The 18,798-nt window shown below is 60.5% G+C and carries 20 protein-coding genes and 1 tRNA gene; 9 read left to right on the plus strand and 12 right to left on the minus strand.

Annotated features, from left to right (window positions below; translation table 11 throughout):
- The first annotated feature begins 43 nt into the window (after positions 1-43).
- A complete protein-coding gene (locus E8M84_RS20635) occupies positions 44-394 on the plus strand; it encodes a TfoX/Sxy family protein (RefSeq protein WP_137113145.1) in 351 nt (116 codons plus the stop codon).
- Between the two features lie 33 nt (positions 395-427).
- Entirely contained in the window at positions 428-1,048 is a 621-nt protein-coding gene (locus tag E8M84_RS20640; RefSeq protein ID WP_137113146.1) for a thiamine phosphate synthase, read from the plus strand.
- A 72-nt stretch (positions 1,049-1,120) separates the two neighbouring features.
- Here E8M84_RS20640 and E8M84_RS20645 read toward each other — a convergent pair whose 3' ends face one another.
- From E8M84_RS20645 to E8M84_RS20665, 5 genes are all read right to left on the minus strand, one after another.
- A complete protein-coding gene (locus E8M84_RS20645) occupies positions 1,121-1,621 on the minus strand; it encodes a GNAT family N-acetyltransferase (protein WP_137113147.1) in 501 nt (166 codons plus the stop codon).
- A complete protein-coding gene (locus E8M84_RS20650) occupies positions 1,621-2,172 on the minus strand; it encodes a GNAT family N-acetyltransferase (RefSeq protein WP_137113148.1) in 552 nt (183 codons plus the stop codon). The genes E8M84_RS20645 and E8M84_RS20650 overlap by 1 nt, the downstream gene beginning before the upstream one ends.
- Positions 2,173-2,354: 182 nt before the next feature.
- Positions 2,355-2,624: a 50S ribosomal protein L27 gene (gene rpmA, locus E8M84_RS20655; RefSeq protein ID WP_137113149.1), complete on the minus strand. Its 270-nt coding sequence runs from the start codon at positions 2,622-2,624 to the stop codon at positions 2,355-2,357.
- A gap of 6 nt (positions 2,625-2,630) precedes the next feature.
- Positions 2,631-3,074, minus strand: a complete 444-nt coding sequence (gene rplU, locus E8M84_RS20660; RefSeq protein ID WP_137113150.1) for a 50S ribosomal protein L21 — start codon at positions 3,072-3,074, stop codon at positions 2,631-2,633.
- 183 nt (positions 3,075-3,257) lie between these two features.
- Positions 3,258-4,115, minus strand: coding sequence for a DUF2059 domain-containing protein (locus E8M84_RS20665; RefSeq protein ID WP_170972018.1), 858 nt, complete (start codon positions 4,113-4,115; stop codon positions 3,258-3,260).
- A 192-nt stretch (positions 4,116-4,307) separates the two neighbouring features.
- On the opposite strand from E8M84_RS20665, the gene E8M84_RS20670 reads away from it, so the two are divergent.
- The 3 genes from E8M84_RS20670 to E8M84_RS20680 all read left to right on the plus strand — a co-directional run bounded on the left by E8M84_RS20670 (position 4,308) and on the right by E8M84_RS20680 (position 7,345).
- A tRNA-Ser gene (locus tag E8M84_RS20670) sits at positions 4,308-4,397 on the plus strand.
- Positions 4,398-4,905: 508 nt separating this feature from the next.
- Entirely contained in the window at positions 4,906-6,012 is a 1,107-nt protein-coding gene (locus E8M84_RS20675; RefSeq protein ID WP_137113152.1) for a hypothetical protein, read from the plus strand.
- Positions 6,013-6,265: 253 nt separating this feature from the next.
- Entirely contained in the window at positions 6,266-7,345 is a 1,080-nt protein-coding gene (locus E8M84_RS20680; RefSeq protein ID WP_170972019.1) for a glycoside hydrolase family 3 protein, read from the plus strand.
- Here E8M84_RS20680 and E8M84_RS20685 read toward each other — a convergent pair.
- Positions 7,335-8,558 (minus strand): PAN domain-containing protein, encoded by a 1,224-nt coding sequence (locus E8M84_RS20685; protein ID WP_137113154.1) that lies wholly within the window; start codon positions 8,556-8,558, stop codon positions 7,335-7,337. The two genes, E8M84_RS20680 and E8M84_RS20685, sit on opposite strands and share 11 nt — an antisense overlap.
- Before the next feature lie 223 nt (positions 8,559-8,781).
- Here E8M84_RS20685 and E8M84_RS20690 point away from each other — a divergent pair, with 223 nt between their 5' ends.
- Positions 8,782-10,149 (plus strand): hypothetical protein, encoded by a 1,368-nt coding sequence (locus E8M84_RS20690; RefSeq protein WP_170972020.1) that lies wholly within the window; start codon positions 8,782-8,784, stop codon positions 10,147-10,149.
- Positions 10,150-10,376: 227 nt separating this feature from the next.
- Positions 10,377-11,096, plus strand: coding sequence for an SH3 domain-containing protein (locus E8M84_RS21980; RefSeq protein WP_394347444.1), 720 nt, complete (start codon positions 10,377-10,379; stop codon positions 11,094-11,096).
- A 76-nt stretch (positions 11,097-11,172) separates the two neighbouring features.
- Here E8M84_RS21980 and E8M84_RS20700 read toward each other — a convergent pair whose 3' ends face one another.
- From E8M84_RS20700 to E8M84_RS20730, 6 genes are all read right to left on the minus strand, one after another.
- Positions 11,173-11,550: a hypothetical protein gene (locus E8M84_RS20700; RefSeq protein ID WP_137113157.1), complete on the minus strand. Its 378-nt coding sequence runs from the start codon at positions 11,548-11,550 to the stop codon at positions 11,173-11,175.
- Between the two features lie 13 nt (positions 11,551-11,563).
- Positions 11,564-11,950, minus strand: coding sequence for a hypothetical protein (locus tag E8M84_RS20705; RefSeq protein ID WP_137113158.1), 387 nt, complete (start codon positions 11,948-11,950; stop codon positions 11,564-11,566).
- 36 nt (positions 11,951-11,986) lie between these two features.
- A complete protein-coding gene (locus E8M84_RS20710; RefSeq protein WP_137113159.1) occupies positions 11,987-13,303 on the minus strand; it encodes a recombinase family protein in 1,317 nt (438 codons plus the stop codon).
- Positions 13,300-13,755, minus strand: a complete 456-nt coding sequence (locus E8M84_RS20715) for a DUF2924 domain-containing protein (RefSeq protein WP_137113160.1) — start codon at positions 13,753-13,755, stop codon at positions 13,300-13,302. Before E8M84_RS20715 ends, E8M84_RS20710 begins: the two co-directional genes overlap by 4 nt.
- Before the next feature lie 187 nt (positions 13,756-13,942).
- The gene (locus E8M84_RS21905; RefSeq protein ID WP_137113162.1) at positions 13,943-14,152 is read right to left on the minus strand and encodes a helix-turn-helix domain-containing protein; all 210 of its coding nucleotides are present in this window, start codon (positions 14,150-14,152) and stop codon (positions 13,943-13,945) included.
- Positions 14,153-14,289: 137 nt separating this feature from the next.
- Positions 14,290-15,291, minus strand: coding sequence for a hypothetical protein (locus tag E8M84_RS20730; RefSeq protein WP_137113163.1), 1,002 nt, complete (start codon positions 15,289-15,291; stop codon positions 14,290-14,292).
- Between the two features lie 220 nt (positions 15,292-15,511).
- Here E8M84_RS20730 and E8M84_RS20735 point away from each other — a divergent pair, with 220 nt between their 5' ends.
- Both E8M84_RS20735 and E8M84_RS20740 read left to right on the plus strand, forming a co-directional pair.
- Positions 15,512-15,706, plus strand: coding sequence for an AlpA family transcriptional regulator (locus tag E8M84_RS20735; RefSeq protein ID WP_137113164.1), 195 nt, complete (start codon positions 15,512-15,514; stop codon positions 15,704-15,706).
- Positions 15,707-15,709: 3 nt separating this feature from the next.
- Positions 15,710-18,745, plus strand: coding sequence for a bifunctional DNA primase/polymerase (locus tag E8M84_RS20740; protein WP_137113165.1), 3,036 nt, complete (start codon positions 15,710-15,712; stop codon positions 18,743-18,745).
- Positions 18,746-18,798 lie beyond the last annotated feature (53 nt).

Raw genomic sequence — 18,798 nt, forward strand, 5'->3', positions numbered from 1 at the left:
GGCCGAGATAGGCTGATCCCCGGCCCCTGACAAGGAGAACGCCATGGCCCGCGATCCCGGGCTGGAGGCCGTGCTGTCCGAAAACCTCGCCGACCTCGACAATCTGGCGACGACGACGATGTTCGGCGGCCTTGCTTGGATGTGGAACGGCCACCTGCTGTGCGGCGCGCGGACCGACGGGCTGATGGTCCGGCTTGGCAAGGGCAACGACGCTTGGGCACTGGCCCTGCCGGGCGCCGATCATCTGCGGGCGGGCGAGCGGGTGATGGACGGCTGGGTCCGCGTGCCCGCCGAAATCGCAGGCGACGACGCCCTCCGCCGCAGGCTTCTCGATGCCGCCACCGCCTTTGTCCGCGCACTGCCGCCCAAGGTAGCCAAGCCCGCAAAACGCTGATAGACGGGCCGGAACAGCATTCCGGAGCCCGAAATGGCCGCAGACGAGCGCCCGCAGATCACCCTGATCACCCCGCCGACCTTCGACCCCGATACCTTCGCTGACCGCATCGGCCGGGTTCTTGACGGGGCCGAGATCGCCTGCCTGCGGCTGTCGCTCGGCACCCGGGACGAAGACATCCTGATGCGCGCCGCAGACGCCGCACGCGAGGCAGGCCATGCCCGTGACGTGGCTGTGGTGATCGACAACCACCTGATCCTGGCCGAACGGCTTGGCCTCGACGGGGTCCACCTGACCGACGGGTCGCGCAACGTCCGCAAGGCCCGCAAGGACCTTGGCGCAGACGCGATTGTGGGTGCTTTCTGCGGGGCGTCAAAACATGACGGGATGACCGCCGGAGAGGCGGGGGCGGACTACGCCGCCTTCGGCCCCATCGGCGCGACTGCGCTTGGCGACGGCAGCCAGGCGCCGTTCGAACTGTTCGAATGGTGGTCCGAGGTGATCGAGGTCCCGATCATCGCCGAAGGCGCGCTGACGTCCGAGCTGGTGGCGAAGTTCGGCCCCGTCACCGACTTCTTCGCCGTGGGCGAAGAGATCTGGTCTGCCGAAGACCCGCTAACCGCCCTGAAAGCGCTGCTCGCGCCCCTTGGCTGACCGCTCATCGGTGACTTGGTCCCTCTTCGCTGCGGCCTGCGAAGAGAAGCCGAAGGCGAACGAGGATCGTCGCTAAACCAACCCCTCGCGCGTCAACTCGACGACGACATGCGGCAGATCGGTCCCGCGGGCGCGGCAATGCTTCACGTCGCGTCCGGTTTCCCTGAATCCAAGCTTGCGCAAGACATTCGCCGACCGCGTGTTGCCCTCGAAGTAGCCCGAGATCAGCGGCGCATCGCTGGCGGCGCAATGTGCCGAGACAAGGCACAACCCGGCTTCCGTTGCGTATCCCCTCCCCTGCGCTCGGGGATGCAGCCAATAGCCGAGGACGCCGTCCACCAGCGAGATGATACCGGCAAAGCCCGATGCGTCCTCGATCGCGAACGTCTCGCCCGGCACGGCGATCTCTGTCAGGAAGTATCGGAAGTCCGCCGCGGTATAGGGGTGCGGCACGACAGCCAGCCAGCCCGACACCGCCAGGTCACCGACCCCCACCACCACCTCCGCCTCATCCGCCACCGCGACCGGCCGCAAGGCCAGCCGCGCCGTCCGGTAATGCGTCGCGAGTGGCATCAGTCCAGCTTGCGGATATAGGTCCAGGTCGGCACGTTCACGCCCCGCGCGACAGAGAAGCTTTCGGCATCGCCGAGGTACTGGAAACCCGCATTGGTCAGGACGCGGGCCGAGCCGGGATTGTCCTGAAAGGCTTCCGCGAACATCGTGCAGTTCTTCTGCGGGTTCGTTGCGACCAGCGCATTCACCGCCTCGGACGCGATGCCGTGGTTCCAGAAGGCGGGGGCGACCCAGAAGGCGACCTCGGACTGGTTGCGGTCCATCTTCTTCAGGCTGAGCACCCCCAGGACCTCGGGCAGGTCCGACCGCGTGCCGTCCATGACCCAGATGTCCTCCTCGGACCCCGCCGCCATCGCACGGGCGCAGAAGGCCTCGGCCGCGCCGGGCGGCAGGGGATGGGGAATGCCCTGCGTCGCCTCGGCCACGCGCTTGTCACCGGCATAAAGCGCAAAGAGACCTGCGTCGGATTTTCGCACCGGGCGCAGCGTGAAGCGCTCGGTCACGATTTCGACCGGCAGAACGGTGGCAGCGGCGAACTTCTCCAGGATCATGGCTTCCCTCCTTTGAAGCACATGTGGGGATTGTCGGTTACCCGCGCAATCGCCCGATTGTTTGGCCCTTTCAGGGTCGTCGCGTGGCAGACCGCCACATTCCCTGACCGGGCCCCGAGACGAGAAAGGGGACCGGCCCTTCGGCCGATCCCCCATCTACAATCCGATTGTAAAGGTTCGGCTTACTCGGCTGCCTCCGCGACGGGGAGAACCGAAATGAAGGTGCGGCCCTTCAGACCTTTCTTGAAGGTCACGCGGCCCTCGACGGTCGCGAAGATGGTATGGTCGGTGCCCATGCCCACGCCTTCGCCCGGGAACCAGGTGGTCCCGCGCTGACGGCAGATGATGTTGCCCGGAATGGCGTGCTGACCACCGAACAGTTTCACGCCAAGGCGACGACCGGCCGAGTCGCGGCCGTTGCGGGACGAACCGCCTGCTTTCTTGTGTGCCATGGGGGATTACTCCTGCGCTGCAGCGGCCTTGGAGGCACGCTTCGGTTTCTCGGCCTTTTCGGCAGCTTTCGCGCCGGGGGCCTCATGCGCGGCGACGCGGGCGGCAGCGGTGCCGACGGCGGCCTTCACGCCCGACTTGTCCGCGCCCTTTTCCAGCACGTCGGTCACGCGCACCAGAGTCAGGTGCTGGCGGTGGCCCTTGGTGCGCTGGGAAGAATGCTTCCGGCGGCGCTTGACATAGTGGATGGTCTTTTCGCCCTTGATCTGGTCGATGACCTCGGCCTGGACGGCCGCGCCTGCAACCAGCGGCGCACCAACGGTGGTGCCGACCATCAGGATGTCGTTGAACTGGATCTTGTCACCGGCAACGGCATCAAGCTTTTCAACGCGCAGAACGTCACCCGCCTGCACCTTGTATTGCTTGCCGCCGGTCTTGAGGACCGCAAACATGGTCTTTCCTTCCATCGCTCCGCGCCCTGTGGCCCCCGGTCGGGTGTTCTCGGGGTCACCCCCGCCTCGGACAGCGCGCCCCCAGATGGGGCGTCATTGAAAACATAGTACCCGGCCAAGAGTCGCCTCTGCCCGGGATGCGCGCTTATGCTGTGAAGCGGCCCAAGTGTCAAGCGCCCCGCATCAGATATCGCGCCCCTGGATCGCCCGCCCGGCGGCACGGCCCAGCTCAAGGGAAACCTGGCGAAAAACCTGGTCGAAGGCGGTGAACAGCGCCGCGTTCAGCCGCTGGCCGGCGGGGCTTTCCCAGAAGTCGATGTAACTGTCCATCTCCGCCTCGCTGAGCGGCGAATAGGCCAGTCCCAGATAGGCATAAAGCCAGGTCGAGGTGTCCGCCCGGACCTGTTCTTCCTGCGCCCAGATGTCCGACAGGATCTGGTCCGCTGGCATGTCCGACCCGTATGCGCCGGTGCTTGCCATGCCGGTCATGAAGGCCAGATTGCCCGACATCGAGCCTGCGACGTTCATTTCCACCAGGTCCGCGGCTTCGATCATCCGGCGCACCTGCGCCACCTTCGGGTCCCGCGCTGCGGCCGCATCGTCCGCCGCCACCCGGGCGGCCTCTTCCGCAGCGGTGTCCAGAAATGCCCGCCGTGCCTCGATCTCGAGACCCAGGATCTTCTGGCCAGGGTCCGAGCCGAAAAAGGCCACGATCCCCTCGACCGCCGCGGGGTCCGAGGCGAGCTGTTCCTGAAGCACCGCATCAAACCCCGACCGCAGCCGGTCCGCATCATAGATCGCCGACACCGCCGCCTGCCACTCTGCCCCGCCGCCCGAGGGGAACATGTCCTCCTCCAGCGTGGTGCCATGGGCCAGCCCCTCCTCGCGCAGCACGGCAAAAAGGGCATCCAGCTGCAGCACCTCTCCAATCCGGTCAGGAGAAACTTCGGCCCCGGGCTGCTCTGTAACGGTCTCGGCCGCCAGCGGCACGGCGGTCGCAAGGAAGGCGGCAAGGGCAAGACGCGACAGAAGCATGGGCATGGGTCCAGAGCTGGCGGCCCCCGTGGACCGCAAGGGGTTAGGTAGACCCTTCCCCCGCCCTTGCCAAGGCACCGGACCGCAACAGCCCGTGATCACGCGCATTCGCCGCCGTGACGCAAACTTCCGATTGCCTCTTGCGCATCGCGCGGCACCCGGCTATCCACCCCGCCACATAGACGACCCCTGAAGCGCGGAGAGGTGACGGAGTGGTCGATCGTGGCGGTCTCGAAAACCGTTGTAGGTTTGCGCCTACCGTGGGTTCGAATCCCACCCTCTCCGCCACTTGACCTCACGAAAGTGTTCTCCCGATCCCGGCGCGTCCGGATTTTTCCATTGTTTTCGGGGCTTATGGGGATGGGCCTGAGCACTCGCCTCGGCGGCACGAAGCGCGAAAACAGTCTCTCTAGGCCTGTCCTCTCTGGACCTCATGACTGCACCAGTATGGTGGTTTGACCATAAGATATTAAAAAGTAATAGATTTCCTGAATCATCCAATCGATTTGGATCCGCGGCGCATCTGCGCGATCTGGAACTGTAGTCGAACTGTCACCTATCGATCCGGCAGATTAGGCATTGCCGGTATTCGAAAGGGACAGCAGATCGGCCAGTGCGCTGCTTTGCATTCGAAGAGTTTCGCCAGATTGGACACCTGGTGAAGGCTCCGACTTCTAACCTATCCTAAGGCGCGACGGCGGGAGAAAGGTGTCAGTCAGGCAACATGAAGGGTCTTGTGTAAGTTCGGCGCCCGTGTTTCGCTCAGTCGAAAATCCGGCCCAGTCCAAGAGGCAACATGATCAGTTTGCGCGATCTTGTAATAGCAGTCATCACAGTCGGTGCCAGCTCTGCACTGGCTGAGACTACTTCCTATGGAAGCTTTCAACACAATTCCGACCTACCTAGTGTGCTGTTCCTAATGAGCGAAATCCAAGACAGAGACTCATTCGAACTGCGACGTGCAATGCGTGATCAATCAATCGACCTCGTTGTCACTGCGAGCCCGGGTGGTAGTCTCTATGAGGGACTGCAGATTGCAGCGATCCTGCATGACAACAACGTAGGCACTTACGTGCCTATGGGAGCCAGCTGCGAGTCTGCCTGTGCGACCGTTTTTCTTGGTGGACAGCACCGCCTTGTGATCGGGGAACTGGGTGTCCATCAGTTCTATTCTGGCGGACCGGACGCAGATGGGGCAGTTCGCAAGGACATTGCAACTGCCGCAACGCAGTACACCACCGCTGATATCATCGGCATCATGAACGAGTTCGACACTCCACCTTTCGTCTACGAGAAGATGTTTGGGACAACTGACATCTACTATTTTAAGGCCGCGGAGAAGCAGCTCCTGAATCGCTCTGAAGCTGATATTGCTGGCTCCGATCGTGTCGCAGAAGTCGATGCGTATCTATCGACGAACCCCAAGGTACTGGATCGCCTTCCCAACCTTACGGACCCTGCACCAGCCGAGGCGCCGGCTGCAGCAACACCTCCTAACCTACCGCCATTGCCGACCATGGAGGAAGCATCTGCCATTCTACTCGCTAGTGTTAATGCGGACTGGTCGCTTCCGAACGACCAAGCCCTACCTCGTCTAGCAACGTACTACGCGCCTTTCGTGGACTTTTACGGCAACCCTTTTACCCATGCGGAGGTGATGACCGAGAAAGAAGATTTTGCTAGTCGTTGGCCAGTACGCAGTTACCGGGTAGAACCGGGGAGCTTCAAAGTGAAGTGCTCTTCGGAAGGCTGCGTAGTAGACGCCGTGATCGCTTGGTTGGCCGCATCGCCTGCCAGGGGCGCTAAAGCGTCTGGGCGTTCGACCTGGTCATTGTGGCTTACAGACATAGACGGCAGTTTGAAGATTGTCCGAGAGAACGGTGCGACCCTTGAGCGCAACTAGAGCGCACAGTCTTTTTTCGATCATCGAATAACGGCGGTGAGCAGTCGTTCGGGGCGGTAGGGGAGAATGGTCGGTTCGCGGCCGAAGTTGCCGCCGAGCACGAAGGCGCGTAGATCCACGTTGGGCCATTCAATCAGAAGATTTTTGGTCTGTACTGCTACTTCCTATGTGACCATCATGACCGTCCCAAGTACGACAAAGCTCGAGTGCAATGGCCAATACTAGTTCCCGCAGAGATCTGTTATTGGCTGCCATGGCATCTGTGGTGCTGCCTTCCCGTGTTCTCGCCCAGACGCAGCCGCGCCAGAACCCACGCCGTCCCCGTGGTCTCGGACCGCGGCTTGTCGTGGGATTTGCAGGACAGGACGCGAGGGACGCTGGGGTTCAATCGGCGGCAAGAAGCATTGCGGAAGGCAGTGTGGCGGGGGTGATCCTGCTCGCCCGAAACATAGTCTCGGTTGACCAGGTCATCGGCCTTTGTTCTTTTTTGCGAGCGGCTTCACCAGACCTGCCGCCGCTTATCTGCGTGGATCACGAGGGGGGCTTGGTAGCGCGCGCCAATTCGCCGGCTGGGTTCTCGAGCTGGCTGCCGGCCGAGGAGGTCGGAGAGAATTACCCGGACGCAGAAAGTGCCGCCAACTATTACAGGCCGCGTGCGCGGGAACTGGCATTTGCAGGCATCAACTTGAACCTGGGGCCAGTAATTGATCTTAATCTGAACCCAAAGAATCCCATTATCGGAGGTCTGGGTCGTTCGTACTCGGCTAGCCCTGAGCGCGTCGTGGCAGGCGCAGAGGGGTTCATACGGGCGCACCACGAAGCTGAAGTACTCACTTGCCTGAAGCATTTTCCTGGGCATGGCAGCTCGAAGGGAGACACGCATCTTGGACCGGTTGATGTATCCAGGACATGGTCGATGCTCGAGCTGGAACCGTTCCGTGCGATCGTGTCAGCAGGCACGGCCGACAGCATCATGAACGCCCACCTCTATCACCCGGATTTCTCGGACACAGTTGGTCAACCTGCATCCTTGTCCGCAAAGTCGGTGGATCAGATCAGAAACTACCTGCGCTTTGAAGGAGTTGTCATGACTGACGACATGCAGATGCGCGCTGTAACGGCAAACTATCGTGAGGAACAAGCGGCCGTCTTGGCGGTGGCGGCGGGCAACGACCTTTTGATCTACTCGACTTTCGATACGCCGGATCCCGACATTGCCCAACGGATAAGCGGTCACCTAAGTATGGCACTTGAGGGCGGCCATTTGGATCGGTCATCATTCGAGCTATCTACTGATCGCGTTCGTCGGCTGCGGGAGTCGCTCAGGGCTTGACACCTGTGATCATACCAAGTCGATCCGAAGCAGGGCCGACAAACGACTTTGGCCAACACCACTGCTTATCGCGCACCCAAGTGAAAGCAGCACAGTCAGATCGAGCAGTGCAGTACAGGCGACAGTCTTGAAGGCTAGTGCTTGGCAACCCGCCTGGCAGGAGATCAAAGCCGGCAATGTCTTTGGACGTGTACTCAAGGAACCCGGTGTCAACGGGCAGGGCCGGCAGCGCGCCCTCACCATATTTGATCCCGGTAACAGCGTCAGACTTGAAGCTCATGCTCCCGACTGCGAACTTGGGCCAGCACCAGCGGGTTTCGGGTATGTACGTATATGCGGCACAAGCGGTGCTCTCTGCACATAGCTCCTGGCAGCGACTTAGGCTCACGTCTCGGACACCTTTGGCCATGATGTCGTTTCCGAAAAGGTCAGCGTCATAGGTTATCTTGAAGCCTTTCTCTTCTGGAGCCGCCGTCGGCGGTGCAGCTGGTTCTGGGTTGGGCTTGGCGGATACTGGATCTTCTGTCGCAAGGAGTTGTGGCGGCTGCTTTTTCGGCATCGTGGCGACGAGTACATCGACAAGGCTATCGATCAAGACTGTTTGAGCAACAAACAATGGATCGTCCTCACCAAGCGCGAGTTCAGCCTTTTCGGTGGCATCGAACCAGTACATGTCCGTGGTAGAGAACATCTTGGCATAGACTTCCGGAGGCGTTTTGAAGTCGTTGAGAAACGCGATGATTTCGCCCGTGGTGTACTGTGTGACGATGCTCGCGACCGCGCCTCCGGCCTTATCGAGAGCTGACCCTTCCGCGCCGTAAAACTGATGAACTCCGAGTTCGCCCCCGACCAGCCTCTTTCCACCCGCGAAGAAAACAAAGGCGCAAGCCGAGGCACACAGGAAATCGTGCTGCTTGGGCACGTAGGTCGACATGCCGGTATCGTGGATCACCCCCGCTATCTGCAAAGCTTCGAAGACGCTTCCACCGGGACTGGCCGCGACAATGATGCTGATCTCATCTTCGCGCATTGCCTTGCGCAGCTGGAAGTAGTCGCCATCGTTGATCTCACCCGTCAGAAAAAGCGCGTCGGGAATCTCTTCAAAGTGGACAAAACTGCCGTAGCTCTTGGCACTGCCCCAAGGATCAGCCTCAGCCGGCACGCAGAGAAGGCCGCCTATCGCTGCCGCAATCGTTAGAACAATCTTCCGCATCTCGTGCCTTTTCTGGTCCTTCGGCCCGTCTATGAAGTCACTTGTAGCAAAAACCTGATCCGGTAGTGTGACTATTTTGAGGACAGAACAACGCTTGCGGCGAGCCAAAAACCAAACCAGTGTCAAGCTTATCGGCAAGCGATGACAGGTTTGACGGACGACACAAGTCCATCTTCCAACGCTTTGCCCAAGGCATCGCTTCGGCTGGAGCTAACATCGACGAATGTGCTACAAGATATGCGTCTGTATTGTGGCTGGCTGGGTAGCCGCGTTGGCGGCGCCCTCCTCCGCCGCTGACATTCATGTGTCTACCGATGCCGATTGTAAGGTGGACCTTGAGGGACCCATCGTGGCGGGTGATTTTGAGAAGCTAGTTGAACTGGAAGATCAGCTAGTGGTGAGCAATGGCGAGTCCACGAGTGGCTCATTGATCTGTTTGGACAGCCCAGGTGGAAGCCTCCTCGATGGGCTGAAGATGGCTCGCTTCATACTTGAGCGTGGAGTCGGGACCCGTATCCGCGAGGACGCGGAGTGCCAGTCAATTTGTGCGGTAATGTTCATGATGGGCAACGCGCGCGGCGCTGAGGTTGCCTTCTTAGACAGACGAATGCACGCTAGCTCGACGCTCGGCTTTCATCGGCCCTACCTCACAATTGACGAGGCGCGTCAGTACGGTGCAGGTGATGTTGAGCTCGCTTATGACATTGGAATCGGATCCATTTATGAGCTGATGTCTCTCGCAAATACCCCCACTCCTTGGCATGACAGCCTTATGATCGAGCCGGATTTGATGGAGTTGATGGCCGGAACACCCGGATCGGACATGTACCTAATTCGTACGGTCGAGCAAGTCACGCGTTGGCAGATAGGCGTAGATGGGCTCCCCGGGTTTGAACGTTTGACTAAGCCGAATGTCATGTTTGCGTGTGAGAATGCGCTCAACTCGGGATACACTCTTACAAGCGTCCGAAACGAAGACGGGTTGATGACAGAGCAGGTCTTCGAACTACGTCCGGCAAATGGTTGGTCGGTCGATAACGCCACGCGAGGCGTGGCAAGCAAAGGGGAGAGCGGACGGTATGCGACGACCAGCCCTCGTTCTGGATACTCAAGCATCAGCTGCGAGGTTGATACTTCGACAGATTTTATCGGTGTCTGCGGGTACGACGAGAGCTCAGATACGAGGCTCGGAAATTGTGACGTTGGCGACGATCTGCGGTACTTTGATCGCATCTACTCTCAACATCCAGTCTCCGACCTGCGGGCGCTTGCGGTTCCCTTAGACGTTGAATTTGATGCTATCTCCTTCCGACGGTGCCGAGTGGTAAGTATGTCGGGCGACGCTACGGACGACGAAGTTTGCTTGCATCTCGTATCATTGGTCAGTGGGTCTCAGCCAAAGGTGAGACATCTTCTCCAGTGGCAAAGTGGTGCTCGGACTGTCATCGAAATTGGTGTCGAGGTTGCAGAGAAATCGGCGACGGTATTTGTGAACGGGCAACGAGGGGAAGTTTTGGTCACTGCTGGAAGCTGCGTCAGGAATCTTGCCTCGGGCAATCAAGTTTGCAGTGAAAACTTGTCCCGTGATTGACATAGTTCTCGTGCGATTCACAGCGGCAGATCTCGACCATTTGGCTCGTCGCCGCCGGCGGAGCTGACCGTCCGCCATGGGCCGATTTTGACTCCACGTCTTCCTGTCTGACCCAAGTTTATGACACTCGGCACTCAGTGTTTACTGGGGAGCCAGGTCGTGCGATGCTCGCATTCGCATTATCCACAACTGTATTGGACGGCCACAATTTCTGAATGGATCAGGTGATGTTGAGGAAATTTCGCACGCTTTTTGTGGTTGGCTTGCTGGTCGTTGCTTCCAGGCTCTTTGTTGCAGAATCCACGCCGTCTGTTGGAAACGCACCCTCAACTGCTGATCTGGCCTCACCCGCTGACTCGCGCCCTGTCGCCGGCCTTGATCCATCTACAGAAAGTGAGGCAAACGGTACGGCGGCCGATGACCAAGAGCAGAGCCCAGTCCCAGTTCTGATTGCATCTTCGGATGAGCTGCAGTCGGAGCCATCGGTTACGTTGTACGTGACGGGCTCAAAGGTAAATTTGAGAGATGCTCCATCCCTAAAAGGCAAGACGCTAGGACAGTTGGTCGAGGGGACCTTGGTCAATCGGATTGCCGAGGTAGATGGCTGGAGCGAGATCCGGACGCCCCTTGGCCAAGGTTGGATGGCAACTCGTTTTCTCTCAACCGAAAGGCCAGCAGATGTTCAGCAGGCAGAACCTCGACGGGCTGTGGCGGCTCCAAGTTCGAGTGAGGTTGCTAGAGCTAAGGCGGAGATCATTCGACAAAGCATCGCGTCATATCCTGGCTCCTGCCCGTGTCCATACAATTCAGACAGAGCAGGTCGACGATGTGGAGGACGAAGCGCATGGTCAAGAGCAGGCGGCTACAGTCCGCTCTGCTACGAAAGCGACATTTCGGACGAGCGTCTGAAGACCTACTTCGCTAGGCTTCGCGGGGCGGCGGACTAGAGGCGCTGTGCTCTAATCGGGGCCGACAATAAACGCTGCCCCGGCCAGATCGAACGGCAGCATTGGGCCATTCACGTCAGTCAGCCGAAAAGTGCGGTTGCTCCATCCACTCAACCGTCACGCCCTCCAGCACTCGCGCCAGCTCCATCTCTGGTCCTTGCGTTCCGTCTAGTATCGCTTCGACAGTCTTAGGCGCGAGCAATGTCAGCCGCAGGATGCGTGTCACGTATGACGGCGGGATCCCCTCTCGCTCGGCCAGCTCTGAGGCGCTGGCAAACTCCCCCGACTCAAGCATTCGCTTCCAGCGGAATGCCCTTGCAAGCGCCTTGACCAACGTGCTGTCCGTCCGCCGCGGCTGCGTGGCGCCTTCGGGTAATTGCATCTCTTTCCGGCCTCCGCGCTTGACTATGTGGAACGGCACATGGAGTTCGATTGCTTCAGTACTCAAAGGCATGATTGAGACCCCGTCAGAATGGCGGCGGCACGTTGTCAAGACGCAGGTCTCGTGCCCAGGGTTGGTCTCGGCACAGCAGGTGGGCAAGACTTCTCGCATCGCCCTCGTGGCTTCGGATCAACTTCTCAAGGTGACCGGCCAGATCGAAGTATTCTCTGGCAGATTCAGAAAAGCATCCGGAAAAGTCCCCAGATTCTGCCGCGTTGATGAGCTCATCTCGCTGCATTTCAGCAGCGAACCGATTCACCTGTGGACCGACGCAATGTGTGAGAGAAGCCTCTCCGTCGCCCGGGATCTGAACGACATGGAAACCATCAGGCATCTCTACAACCCTCAGCATCTGCTTAGCTCGTTCAATGCGCTGCTGATCGGTCAAGTTCTCAAAGTTGAGTTCTTTCATGCTTTGCCTTTCTTGGTTGGCGTTACCGCTCTTTGCTCACCTGGCCTCTTTTGTGACCGAGCCAAGTTGTTGCACGAGAGTACTCAGACCAACTTGCCGAAGGCGGACAACAAGCTCACCGTCCCCGATGTCCACCCGCTCGACCAGCAGCCCCACGATCCGTGCCTGCTCAGCCGGGAAGAGTTCATCCCAGACCGGATCGAGCCGCTGCAGCGCCGCCGACGCATCCGCTTCTGTGATGCTGTCATCATGGGCCCGCGCCGCCTTCCATGTCCCTGCCACGGTCTCTGGCTGCCGGAACACGGCCCGCAGTTGCTGGATCACAGCGGCTTCCAGATCAGCCGCGGGCACCCGCCCGATCGGGCACCCGCCTTTACCGAACTTCAAGACACTCTGGCTAACGTAGTAGCGGTAAAGTCTCCCAAGCTTGCGCGTATGTGTGGGGGAGAAGGCTGCACCATCGGGGCCAAAGACCAGGCCCTTGAGAAGTGCAGGCGTCTGGGCCCTCGTGCGAGTTCCCCTTGCACGAGGGCTCTCCTTCAGGATCAGGTGCACTTTGTCCCAGAGCGCGCGGTCGATGATCGCGTCATGTTCGCCAGGGTAGCTGTCGCCCTTGTGGACCGCCTCGCCGATGTAGGCTCGGTTCGACAGCATCCGGTAGAGGTACTTCTTGTCGATCCGGTTGCCGCGGGAAGTGCGCAGACCCTTGGCCTCAACCTCCTGCGCAAGGATCGTGCAGGAGCCGATCTCGATGAAGCGGGCGAAGATCCAGCGTACATGTGCGGCGGCGTCTTCATCGACCATCAGCTTCCGGTTCTCGACGCGGTAGCCATAGGGCGGCACCCCGCCCATCCACATCCCCTTGCGCCGGGAGGCGGCGACCTTGTCGCGAATGCGCTCGGCGGTGACCTCCCGCTCGAACTGGGCGAAGGACAGGAGGATGTTCAGCGTCAACCGCCCCATGGACGTCGTCGTATTGAAGCTCTGTGTGACCGAGACGAAGGTCACGCCGTTCCTGTCGAATACCTCGACCAGCTTGGCGAAGTCGGCGAGCGAGCGACTGAGGCGGTCGATCTTGTAGACCACAACGACGTCGACCAGCCCGTCCTCGATATCCTCCAGCAACCGCTGCAGGCCGGGCCGTTCCAGCGTGCCGCCGGAGATGCCGCCGTCGTCATAATGATCGCGGACGAGTACCCAGCCCTCGGAGCGCTGGCTGGCGATGTAGGCCTCGCAGGCTTCCCGTTGGGCGTGGAGGCTGTTGAACTCTTGCTCCAGCCCATCTTCGGAGGACTTCCGGGTGTAGACAGCGCAGCGGAGTTTGCGGACGAGGGGCTTGGTCAGCGCGTTCATGTCCGCCCCCGATGGTTCTTCAGCCCGAAGAAGGTCCAGCCGTTCCAGCGGGTGCCGGTGATCGCGCGCGCGATGGCCGAAAGCGACTTGTAGGGTCGGCCCTGCCATTCGAAGCCGTCCTTGGTCACCGTGACCACCTGCTCGACGCCTTGCCACTCCCGCAGGAGCCTCGTCCCGGTGATCGGGCGGTCGCGATCGAGCCGCATGCTGCGCTTCTTCTTGTCGCCGCCGTCGAGTTCCTCGCCCAACTGCTCCAGCCGCCGGATCGTCTCGGGCCTCAACCCGCCGTAGGCCAGTTCCTGGATCCGGTAGGCCAGCCTGGATTCCAGGTAGCGCCGGTTGAAGGGTGGTGGCTCCCTGTCGAAGAGGTCGCGCCACTGCTGCTTCAGGTCCGCCGTTGTGGTGGTCTTCAGCGCGGACAGGCGCGCGGGAATGGGATCGTGTGTGGTCATGCGGATCTCCGTTCGTCACGGGTTGCATGACCGCTCTGGTCGGGCTGAAAGTGTAGCGAACTTTCTCCGGTGCCGTCGGATAGTTCGCTTGACTGCCGCTGGATAAGGCGAACAAGACCGAGGGCCAGGATGCGGCACAGTTCGGCGCGGCGTTCTGCGGGGGTCATGTGGAACGGGGAGAGAGGGTTCATTGTTGCCTGCTCCCGTTCCTGTTGCGCTGCTCAAAGATGACGACGTCCGCGAGTGGGTAGCGAACACCTCTGCCAAGCCGAACAAAACTCGGGCCGTCGTCAGACGCTCTCCAACGCTGAAGGGTGCGCTTGGAACAACTCCAACGCTCCGCAAGTTCTCGTTGCGTCAGAAGTCGATCTACCTCGATGTCCGGCTGTTTCCGCATACCTTCTGCCCGCACATTGCCGATTGCGGGTATGGTGCCAGATCGCTCACGGGCTGTACGCGAACTGCCCCAATGCCAAGTCGATCAGATCAGGCCATTGCTTTCATTGAGCTTTCCGAAAGATAATCGTTGAACGATTATCTTTTCTCTGGCTTCCAGTCGGGCGAGATAAACCCCGCGCCCTTACGAAGGTATTTCCGGATCGTGTCTTCCGAGATCGACATACCAAGGCTTGCAACGATTTCGCCGATTTCTTTGGGAATGGGACTACGGGGGGCGCCAGGGACATACCCGAGTTGATCGATGGCCATCGCCGTAAAGAGCATCGCGATGGAATCGATTTCACGGCGGTCCGTCTTCAGTACCTTGATTGAAGCCTTTGCTTCATCCCGTAGGCCATGAAACCGTCGCAGCAGATCCAGGAACTCCGGGTGAACGGGAAACTCAAACTGGTCCACCCATTCCAGGAAATCGTTCGGCGACACGCTCCGGTCGTGACCATGTCGGTCGAACTTGCGCTTTAATTGTTCGTAGCGGAGCAGGATGAACTGTTGTGGCTTCCAGAATTTGGGCCTGTCGCTCGATTTGCTGAGCTCCTTGAGTTTCGGGTCAGGGTATTCTTTTGGTTCAATCCCGACAGAAAGGCAGGTGAGTTCACCGACGCTGAACTGGGACATCCTTGCCCAGTACTCAAAGTCAGCGACGTGATCCGGGTGGCCAAATCCGCCGGCATACCAAGGGGGCAACATACGGTTCAGATCGGCCAGCTTCCCTTCGCCAAGGTTGAACCATTCTCGCGCCTCCGGGTCCCTCTGGTCCGTCTGGCCAATTCCGGGCGATCTGACATTTCGATTCCGGAGGACGACGGCGATACGATCGTCTGCAGACGATTGAAGCCATTCGACACAAGTGTCCACGACCGACCGATGTAGCTTGGCAAATCGATCCCAAACGTCCGGGTCGAACGGTCCGATGGTTTGAACAATGGCTGGTTGCTGCCATGATAACCATTTGCCCAGCTTTTCTCTGAGCAGGCCCATCCGGTCTGCATCCAGCATCTGGTCAAGTTGGTTGTCGACACCCAAAACCAAATCCTCTCGTTGGAGCGTGATTCGAAGTGGAGCCATCTTGAGCTTCATCAGAGGATAGCGCCCTGCAAGGCTTTTCGCGAGATGTCGTCCTTTGGCCGCCCTTGTCCGTTTGTGGCGATAAATGTCATAATTATCAGTTGCTTACTAAAGTGCTACCATTGGGGCAAGGCCCTTGTGGGAGCGCCCGGTGCGGCGAATTTTGAAATGCCTAACTTTGATAGCAGCGTCTGTGACCTGAATTGCCCGCATCATTGTGGGGTGAGCTGAGATGACTCTTCGCCCATCCCCGTCCTGGCTGACCACGGCCGAACTTGCCGACCGTTGGCGAATGACCACGCGGACGTTGGAGCGCTGGCGAGCCGAGCCCTACGGCCCAGCCTGGCATCACATCGGTGGCAAGATCCTCTACCTGATGGATGACGTCCTCGCCTACGAGGATCGGCACCGGCGTAAAGGCGGGTAGACCGTGGCGTGGGGCCGCGATTGGGGACCCGCGCAAAAAGAGGAAGACGACACCCAGGCTGCCACCGGCGGCCCGAAACCCATTAGCCATCCCACTTACGCCGAAGTGGCGCTGAAGCTTCTGGACAATGGCTACGAGCCGCTTCCGCTTTATGTCCGCAAGAAGCGGCCGATTCCCGAGGGTTGGACCGAGCTCGTCATAGGTGAAGCTCAGGTCCGCAGGTGGATCGATGAATTGCCTGACTCGGGCGTGGGAATTCGGACCGGACACGCCGTTGGCATAGATATCGATGTGCTGGATCCCGAGATCGCCCACGAGATGGGGCGCATCGTGGAGGAACGGACCGGCGCATCGCTGATGCGGGTGGGGCTCTGGCCGAAGCGGCTCTACCTGGTCCGGACAGTGCACCCCTTCGCCAAGAAATCCATCCGCAAGCTGGAAATCCTCGGCCACGGCCAGCAGTTCGTTACCTTCGGGATCCATCCAGACACCCGGAAGCCCTACTACTGGACGGACGAAACACCGCTTGATGTCCCGCTGGTCGACCTGCCGCTGGTCGACGAAGCAACGTGCACCGATCTCCTGAACGAACTCGCAGCCTTGCTGCCGCCGATCGGGGACAAGCAGCGCAAGAGCAGATCTGGCCGCCCATCCGGGGACAAAAGCGCACCTACCCGCAACGACGCAGGACTGGTCATCGACGGCCGCGACGGCTGGCTGTCCACGATTGCTTATCACATGGTCCATGACGCGATCGACGCTCGGCACAACCTCGACCCCGATGCTCTGGCGGATCGAGTCTGGGACCGGTTCGCAGCGACCACTGATCTGTCCCGGGGCAAGAAGGATAGCATTGAGTGCTACGGGGTTCAGGACGCTCAAGGGAAGGTTCGCGACAAGCTGGCCCTTCATGCTGCTGGCCGCCTGCCACCTCGCGCATCGCCGGAGGCCCAGCCCGTCGAGGTTCCACCTGGCCTTACTGTCGACGAGGCACGGGCGAGGCTGGACCAGGAGATCGCCGCCTTCTGCAACGCTGCTGAAGCCTGGGCTGTTGCTGGGCGCGCAGACGCGGGACCACGGATCGGGCTTCGTGCCAGCGTCGGGCTGGGCAAATCGGCGGTGTCGCGGCGGGACCTTGGTGCTCTGCAGAAGCGGTTGAAGGAGGCTGGATTGCCGCACCGTATCCTTGTCTCCGTGCCATCCCTCGCACTGGCCGACGAGGCAGAGGCCGGCTGGAAGGCCGACGGGTTCAAAGTTGCTGTCCATCGCGGCTACGAGGCGATGATGCCGGGGCTGGGAATCCCGATGTGCCGGGATATCGAGATGGTGCGCATGGCTGTTGCCTCTGGCCTGCCAATCTTTCCGAACGCGTGTCTTCGGCGCGGCGGGGCGAGCTGTCACAACTTCGATCACTGTGCCAAGCAGCAGAACCTGCGCGAGGTTGAAAGCGCGGACGTGGTCCTCGCTGCCTATGACAGCCTCTTCACCGGACTTGCCGCCGACCCGGAGAAGTTCGCGCTGATGGTCATCGACGAGGGATGCTGGGAACGCGCGGTCAGGAAGATCAGCATCAGGCATGCGGAGATCACGGACCCCGATGCCGCGGACCAGCCGAGGATGGACGATCCCGAGGCCGAAGAAAGTGCCTGGACCGACCTCTTCCGGCTCCGGGGCCTTGTCGCCGACGCGCTGTTGGCGAATGGCGCCGGGCCGCTGCAACGACAGAGGTTGGTCGAGGCCGGACTGACGGAAGCGGATTGCGCCTCTGCTGCTGTTCTGGAAGTCCAGTTGCGCCTGGATCCCGGCCTGCGCCCAGGGCTGCCGCAGGCTGCGCGCAGACAAGCGGTGAACCTCAGCCAGGATGCCAACCGCTCGGTGCGGCGCGAGGCCTTGTTCCGTGCGTTGGCAGCCTGTCTGCAGGGAACGGACGAGCTGGATGGACGCATCCAGGTGCACTCACCCGATCCCGCACCAAGTGCCGTCAGCATCGACGTGACCGTTCTCCACAAGATTGAACCGGCTTTGGCGCGCCTGCCGATCCTGCATCTCGATGCCACGCTCAGGCCCGGGCTCGCAGAAACGGTGCTGCCAGGACTGGAGGTCACCGAGATCGCAGCGGACATGCCGCATATGCACCTGACGGCAGTGCAGGGCAGCTTTGGGAAATCATCGCTGGTGGAGGATCCGAAAGCCTCTCCCGCTGAGAACAGGCGGCGTCGCAACCGCTTGCAGGAATGCGTTGACCACGTCCGCTGGGAGGCAGCTCGGGTCGCCCCGGGCCGTGTTCTTGTAGTGACCTACCAGGCGATCGAGCCCGCGTTTAGCAGCATCCTTGGGGTCTTTACAGGTCACTTCAAGGCCATCGCGGGGCTCGACGTCTTCAAGGACGTCGCGCTCTTGATCGTCATTGGCCGCCCCCTGCCCGGCAGCGATGAACTCGCAAAGCTGACGAGCGCCTACTTCGGGCATTTGCCCACGGGTGAATACCAGACGGTCCGGCGCGGTCTCTTGATGCGGGACGGATCGCGACGGGCGATCTCGGTGATCGAGCACGAGGACCCGAAGGCTGAACTCATGCGGGCTGCCGTTTGCGACGACGAGGTGGTCCAGGCCATCGGTCGGGGGCGCGGGGTCAATCGAACAGTGACGAATCCACTCGAAGTCCAAGTTCTGGCCGACGTGGCGTTGCCGATGGTCCATGATCGCCTCGTGCCCTGGGACAGCGTGAGGCCGGACCTGATGCAGATGATGCTGCTGGCTGGTCTGGCGGTGGACAGTCCGGCCGATGCGGCGGCACTTCATCCCGGCCTGTTCCTAGACGCTAAGCAGGCGCAGAAGGCATTCGAACGGGCGGGATTTAAGCGACAAATCCCTATAGGTAACTCTTATAGGGAAATGTCGCTTAAATCGGCCCGGTACCGGCGAGGTGGCAGAGGTCGGTCTTTGCAGACCGCATGGTGGGTTTCGGGCACTACGGACAAAATCAGGCTTCGCTTGGTGCAGACGCTTGGCAGCCTGGAGCGATGGGAGCCTATGTAATGTTATGGTCTGCTTAGAGCCCACTTCACCGAATGCTGCGCAACACCCCAAGG

The organism is Rhodobacter sp. SY28-1 (assembly GCF_005222785.1).
GTDB lineage: Bacteria > Pseudomonadota > Alphaproteobacteria > Rhodobacterales > Rhodobacteraceae > Tabrizicola.

What these genes read in the sequence shown, in the direction of transcription:
- E8M84_RS20635 (WP_137113145.1), top strand. Translation starts at nt 44, where the DNA reads ATGGCCCGCGATCCCGGGCTGGAGGCCGTGCTGTCCGAAAACCTCGCC.
- E8M84_RS20640 (WP_137113146.1), top strand. Translation starts at nt 428, where the DNA reads ATGGCCGCAGACGAGCGCCCGCAGATCACCCTGATCACCCCGCCGACC.
- E8M84_RS20645 (WP_137113147.1), bottom strand. Translation starts at nt 1,621, where the DNA reads ATGCCACTCGCGACGCATTACCGGACGGCGCGGCTGGCCTTGCGGCCG.
- E8M84_RS20650 (WP_137113148.1), bottom strand. Translation starts at nt 2,172, where the DNA reads ATGATCCTGGAGAAGTTCGCCGCTGCCACCGTTCTGCCGGTCGAAATC.
- rpmA (WP_137113149.1), bottom strand. Translation starts at nt 2,624, where the DNA reads ATGGCACACAAGAAAGCAGGCGGTTCGTCCCGCAACGGCCGCGACTCG.
- rplU (WP_137113150.1), bottom strand. Translation starts at nt 3,074, where the DNA reads ATGTTTGCGGTCCTCAAGACCGGCGGCAAGCAATACAAGGTGCAGGCG.
- E8M84_RS20665 (WP_170972018.1), bottom strand. Translation starts at nt 4,115, where the DNA reads ATGCCCATGCTTCTGTCGCGTCTTGCCCTTGCCGCCTTCCTTGCGACC.
- E8M84_RS20675 (WP_137113152.1), top strand. Translation starts at nt 4,906, where the DNA reads ATGATCAGTTTGCGCGATCTTGTAATAGCAGTCATCACAGTCGGTGCC.
- E8M84_RS20680 (WP_170972019.1), top strand. Translation starts at nt 6,266, where the DNA reads ATGGCATCTGTGGTGCTGCCTTCCCGTGTTCTCGCCCAGACGCAGCCG.
- E8M84_RS20685 (WP_137113154.1), bottom strand. Translation starts at nt 8,558, where the DNA reads ATGCGGAAGATTGTTCTAACGATTGCGGCAGCGATAGGCGGCCTTCTC.
- E8M84_RS20690 (WP_170972020.1), top strand. Translation starts at nt 8,782, where the DNA reads ATGTGCTACAAGATATGCGTCTGTATTGTGGCTGGCTGGGTAGCCGCG.
- E8M84_RS21980 (WP_394347444.1), top strand. Translation starts at nt 10,377, where the DNA reads ATGTTGAGGAAATTTCGCACGCTTTTTGTGGTTGGCTTGCTGGTCGTT.
- E8M84_RS20700 (WP_137113157.1), bottom strand. Translation starts at nt 11,550, where the DNA reads ATGCCTTTGAGTACTGAAGCAATCGAACTCCATGTGCCGTTCCACATA.
- E8M84_RS20705 (WP_137113158.1), bottom strand. Translation starts at nt 11,950, where the DNA reads ATGAAAGAACTCAACTTTGAGAACTTGACCGATCAGCAGCGCATTGAA.
- E8M84_RS20710 (WP_137113159.1), bottom strand. Translation starts at nt 13,303, where the DNA reads ATGAACGCGCTGACCAAGCCCCTCGTCCGCAAACTCCGCTGCGCTGTC.
- E8M84_RS20715 (WP_137113160.1), bottom strand. Translation starts at nt 13,755, where the DNA reads ATGACCACACACGATCCCATTCCCGCGCGCCTGTCCGCGCTGAAGACC.
- E8M84_RS21905 (WP_137113162.1), bottom strand. Translation starts at nt 14,152, where the DNA reads ATGCGGAAACAGCCGGACATCGAGGTAGATCGACTTCTGACGCAACGA.
- E8M84_RS20730 (WP_137113163.1), bottom strand. Translation starts at nt 15,291, where the DNA reads ATGAAGCTCAAGATGGCTCCACTTCGAATCACGCTCCAACGAGAGGAT.
- E8M84_RS20735 (WP_137113164.1), top strand. Translation starts at nt 15,512, where the DNA reads ATGACTCTTCGCCCATCCCCGTCCTGGCTGACCACGGCCGAACTTGCC.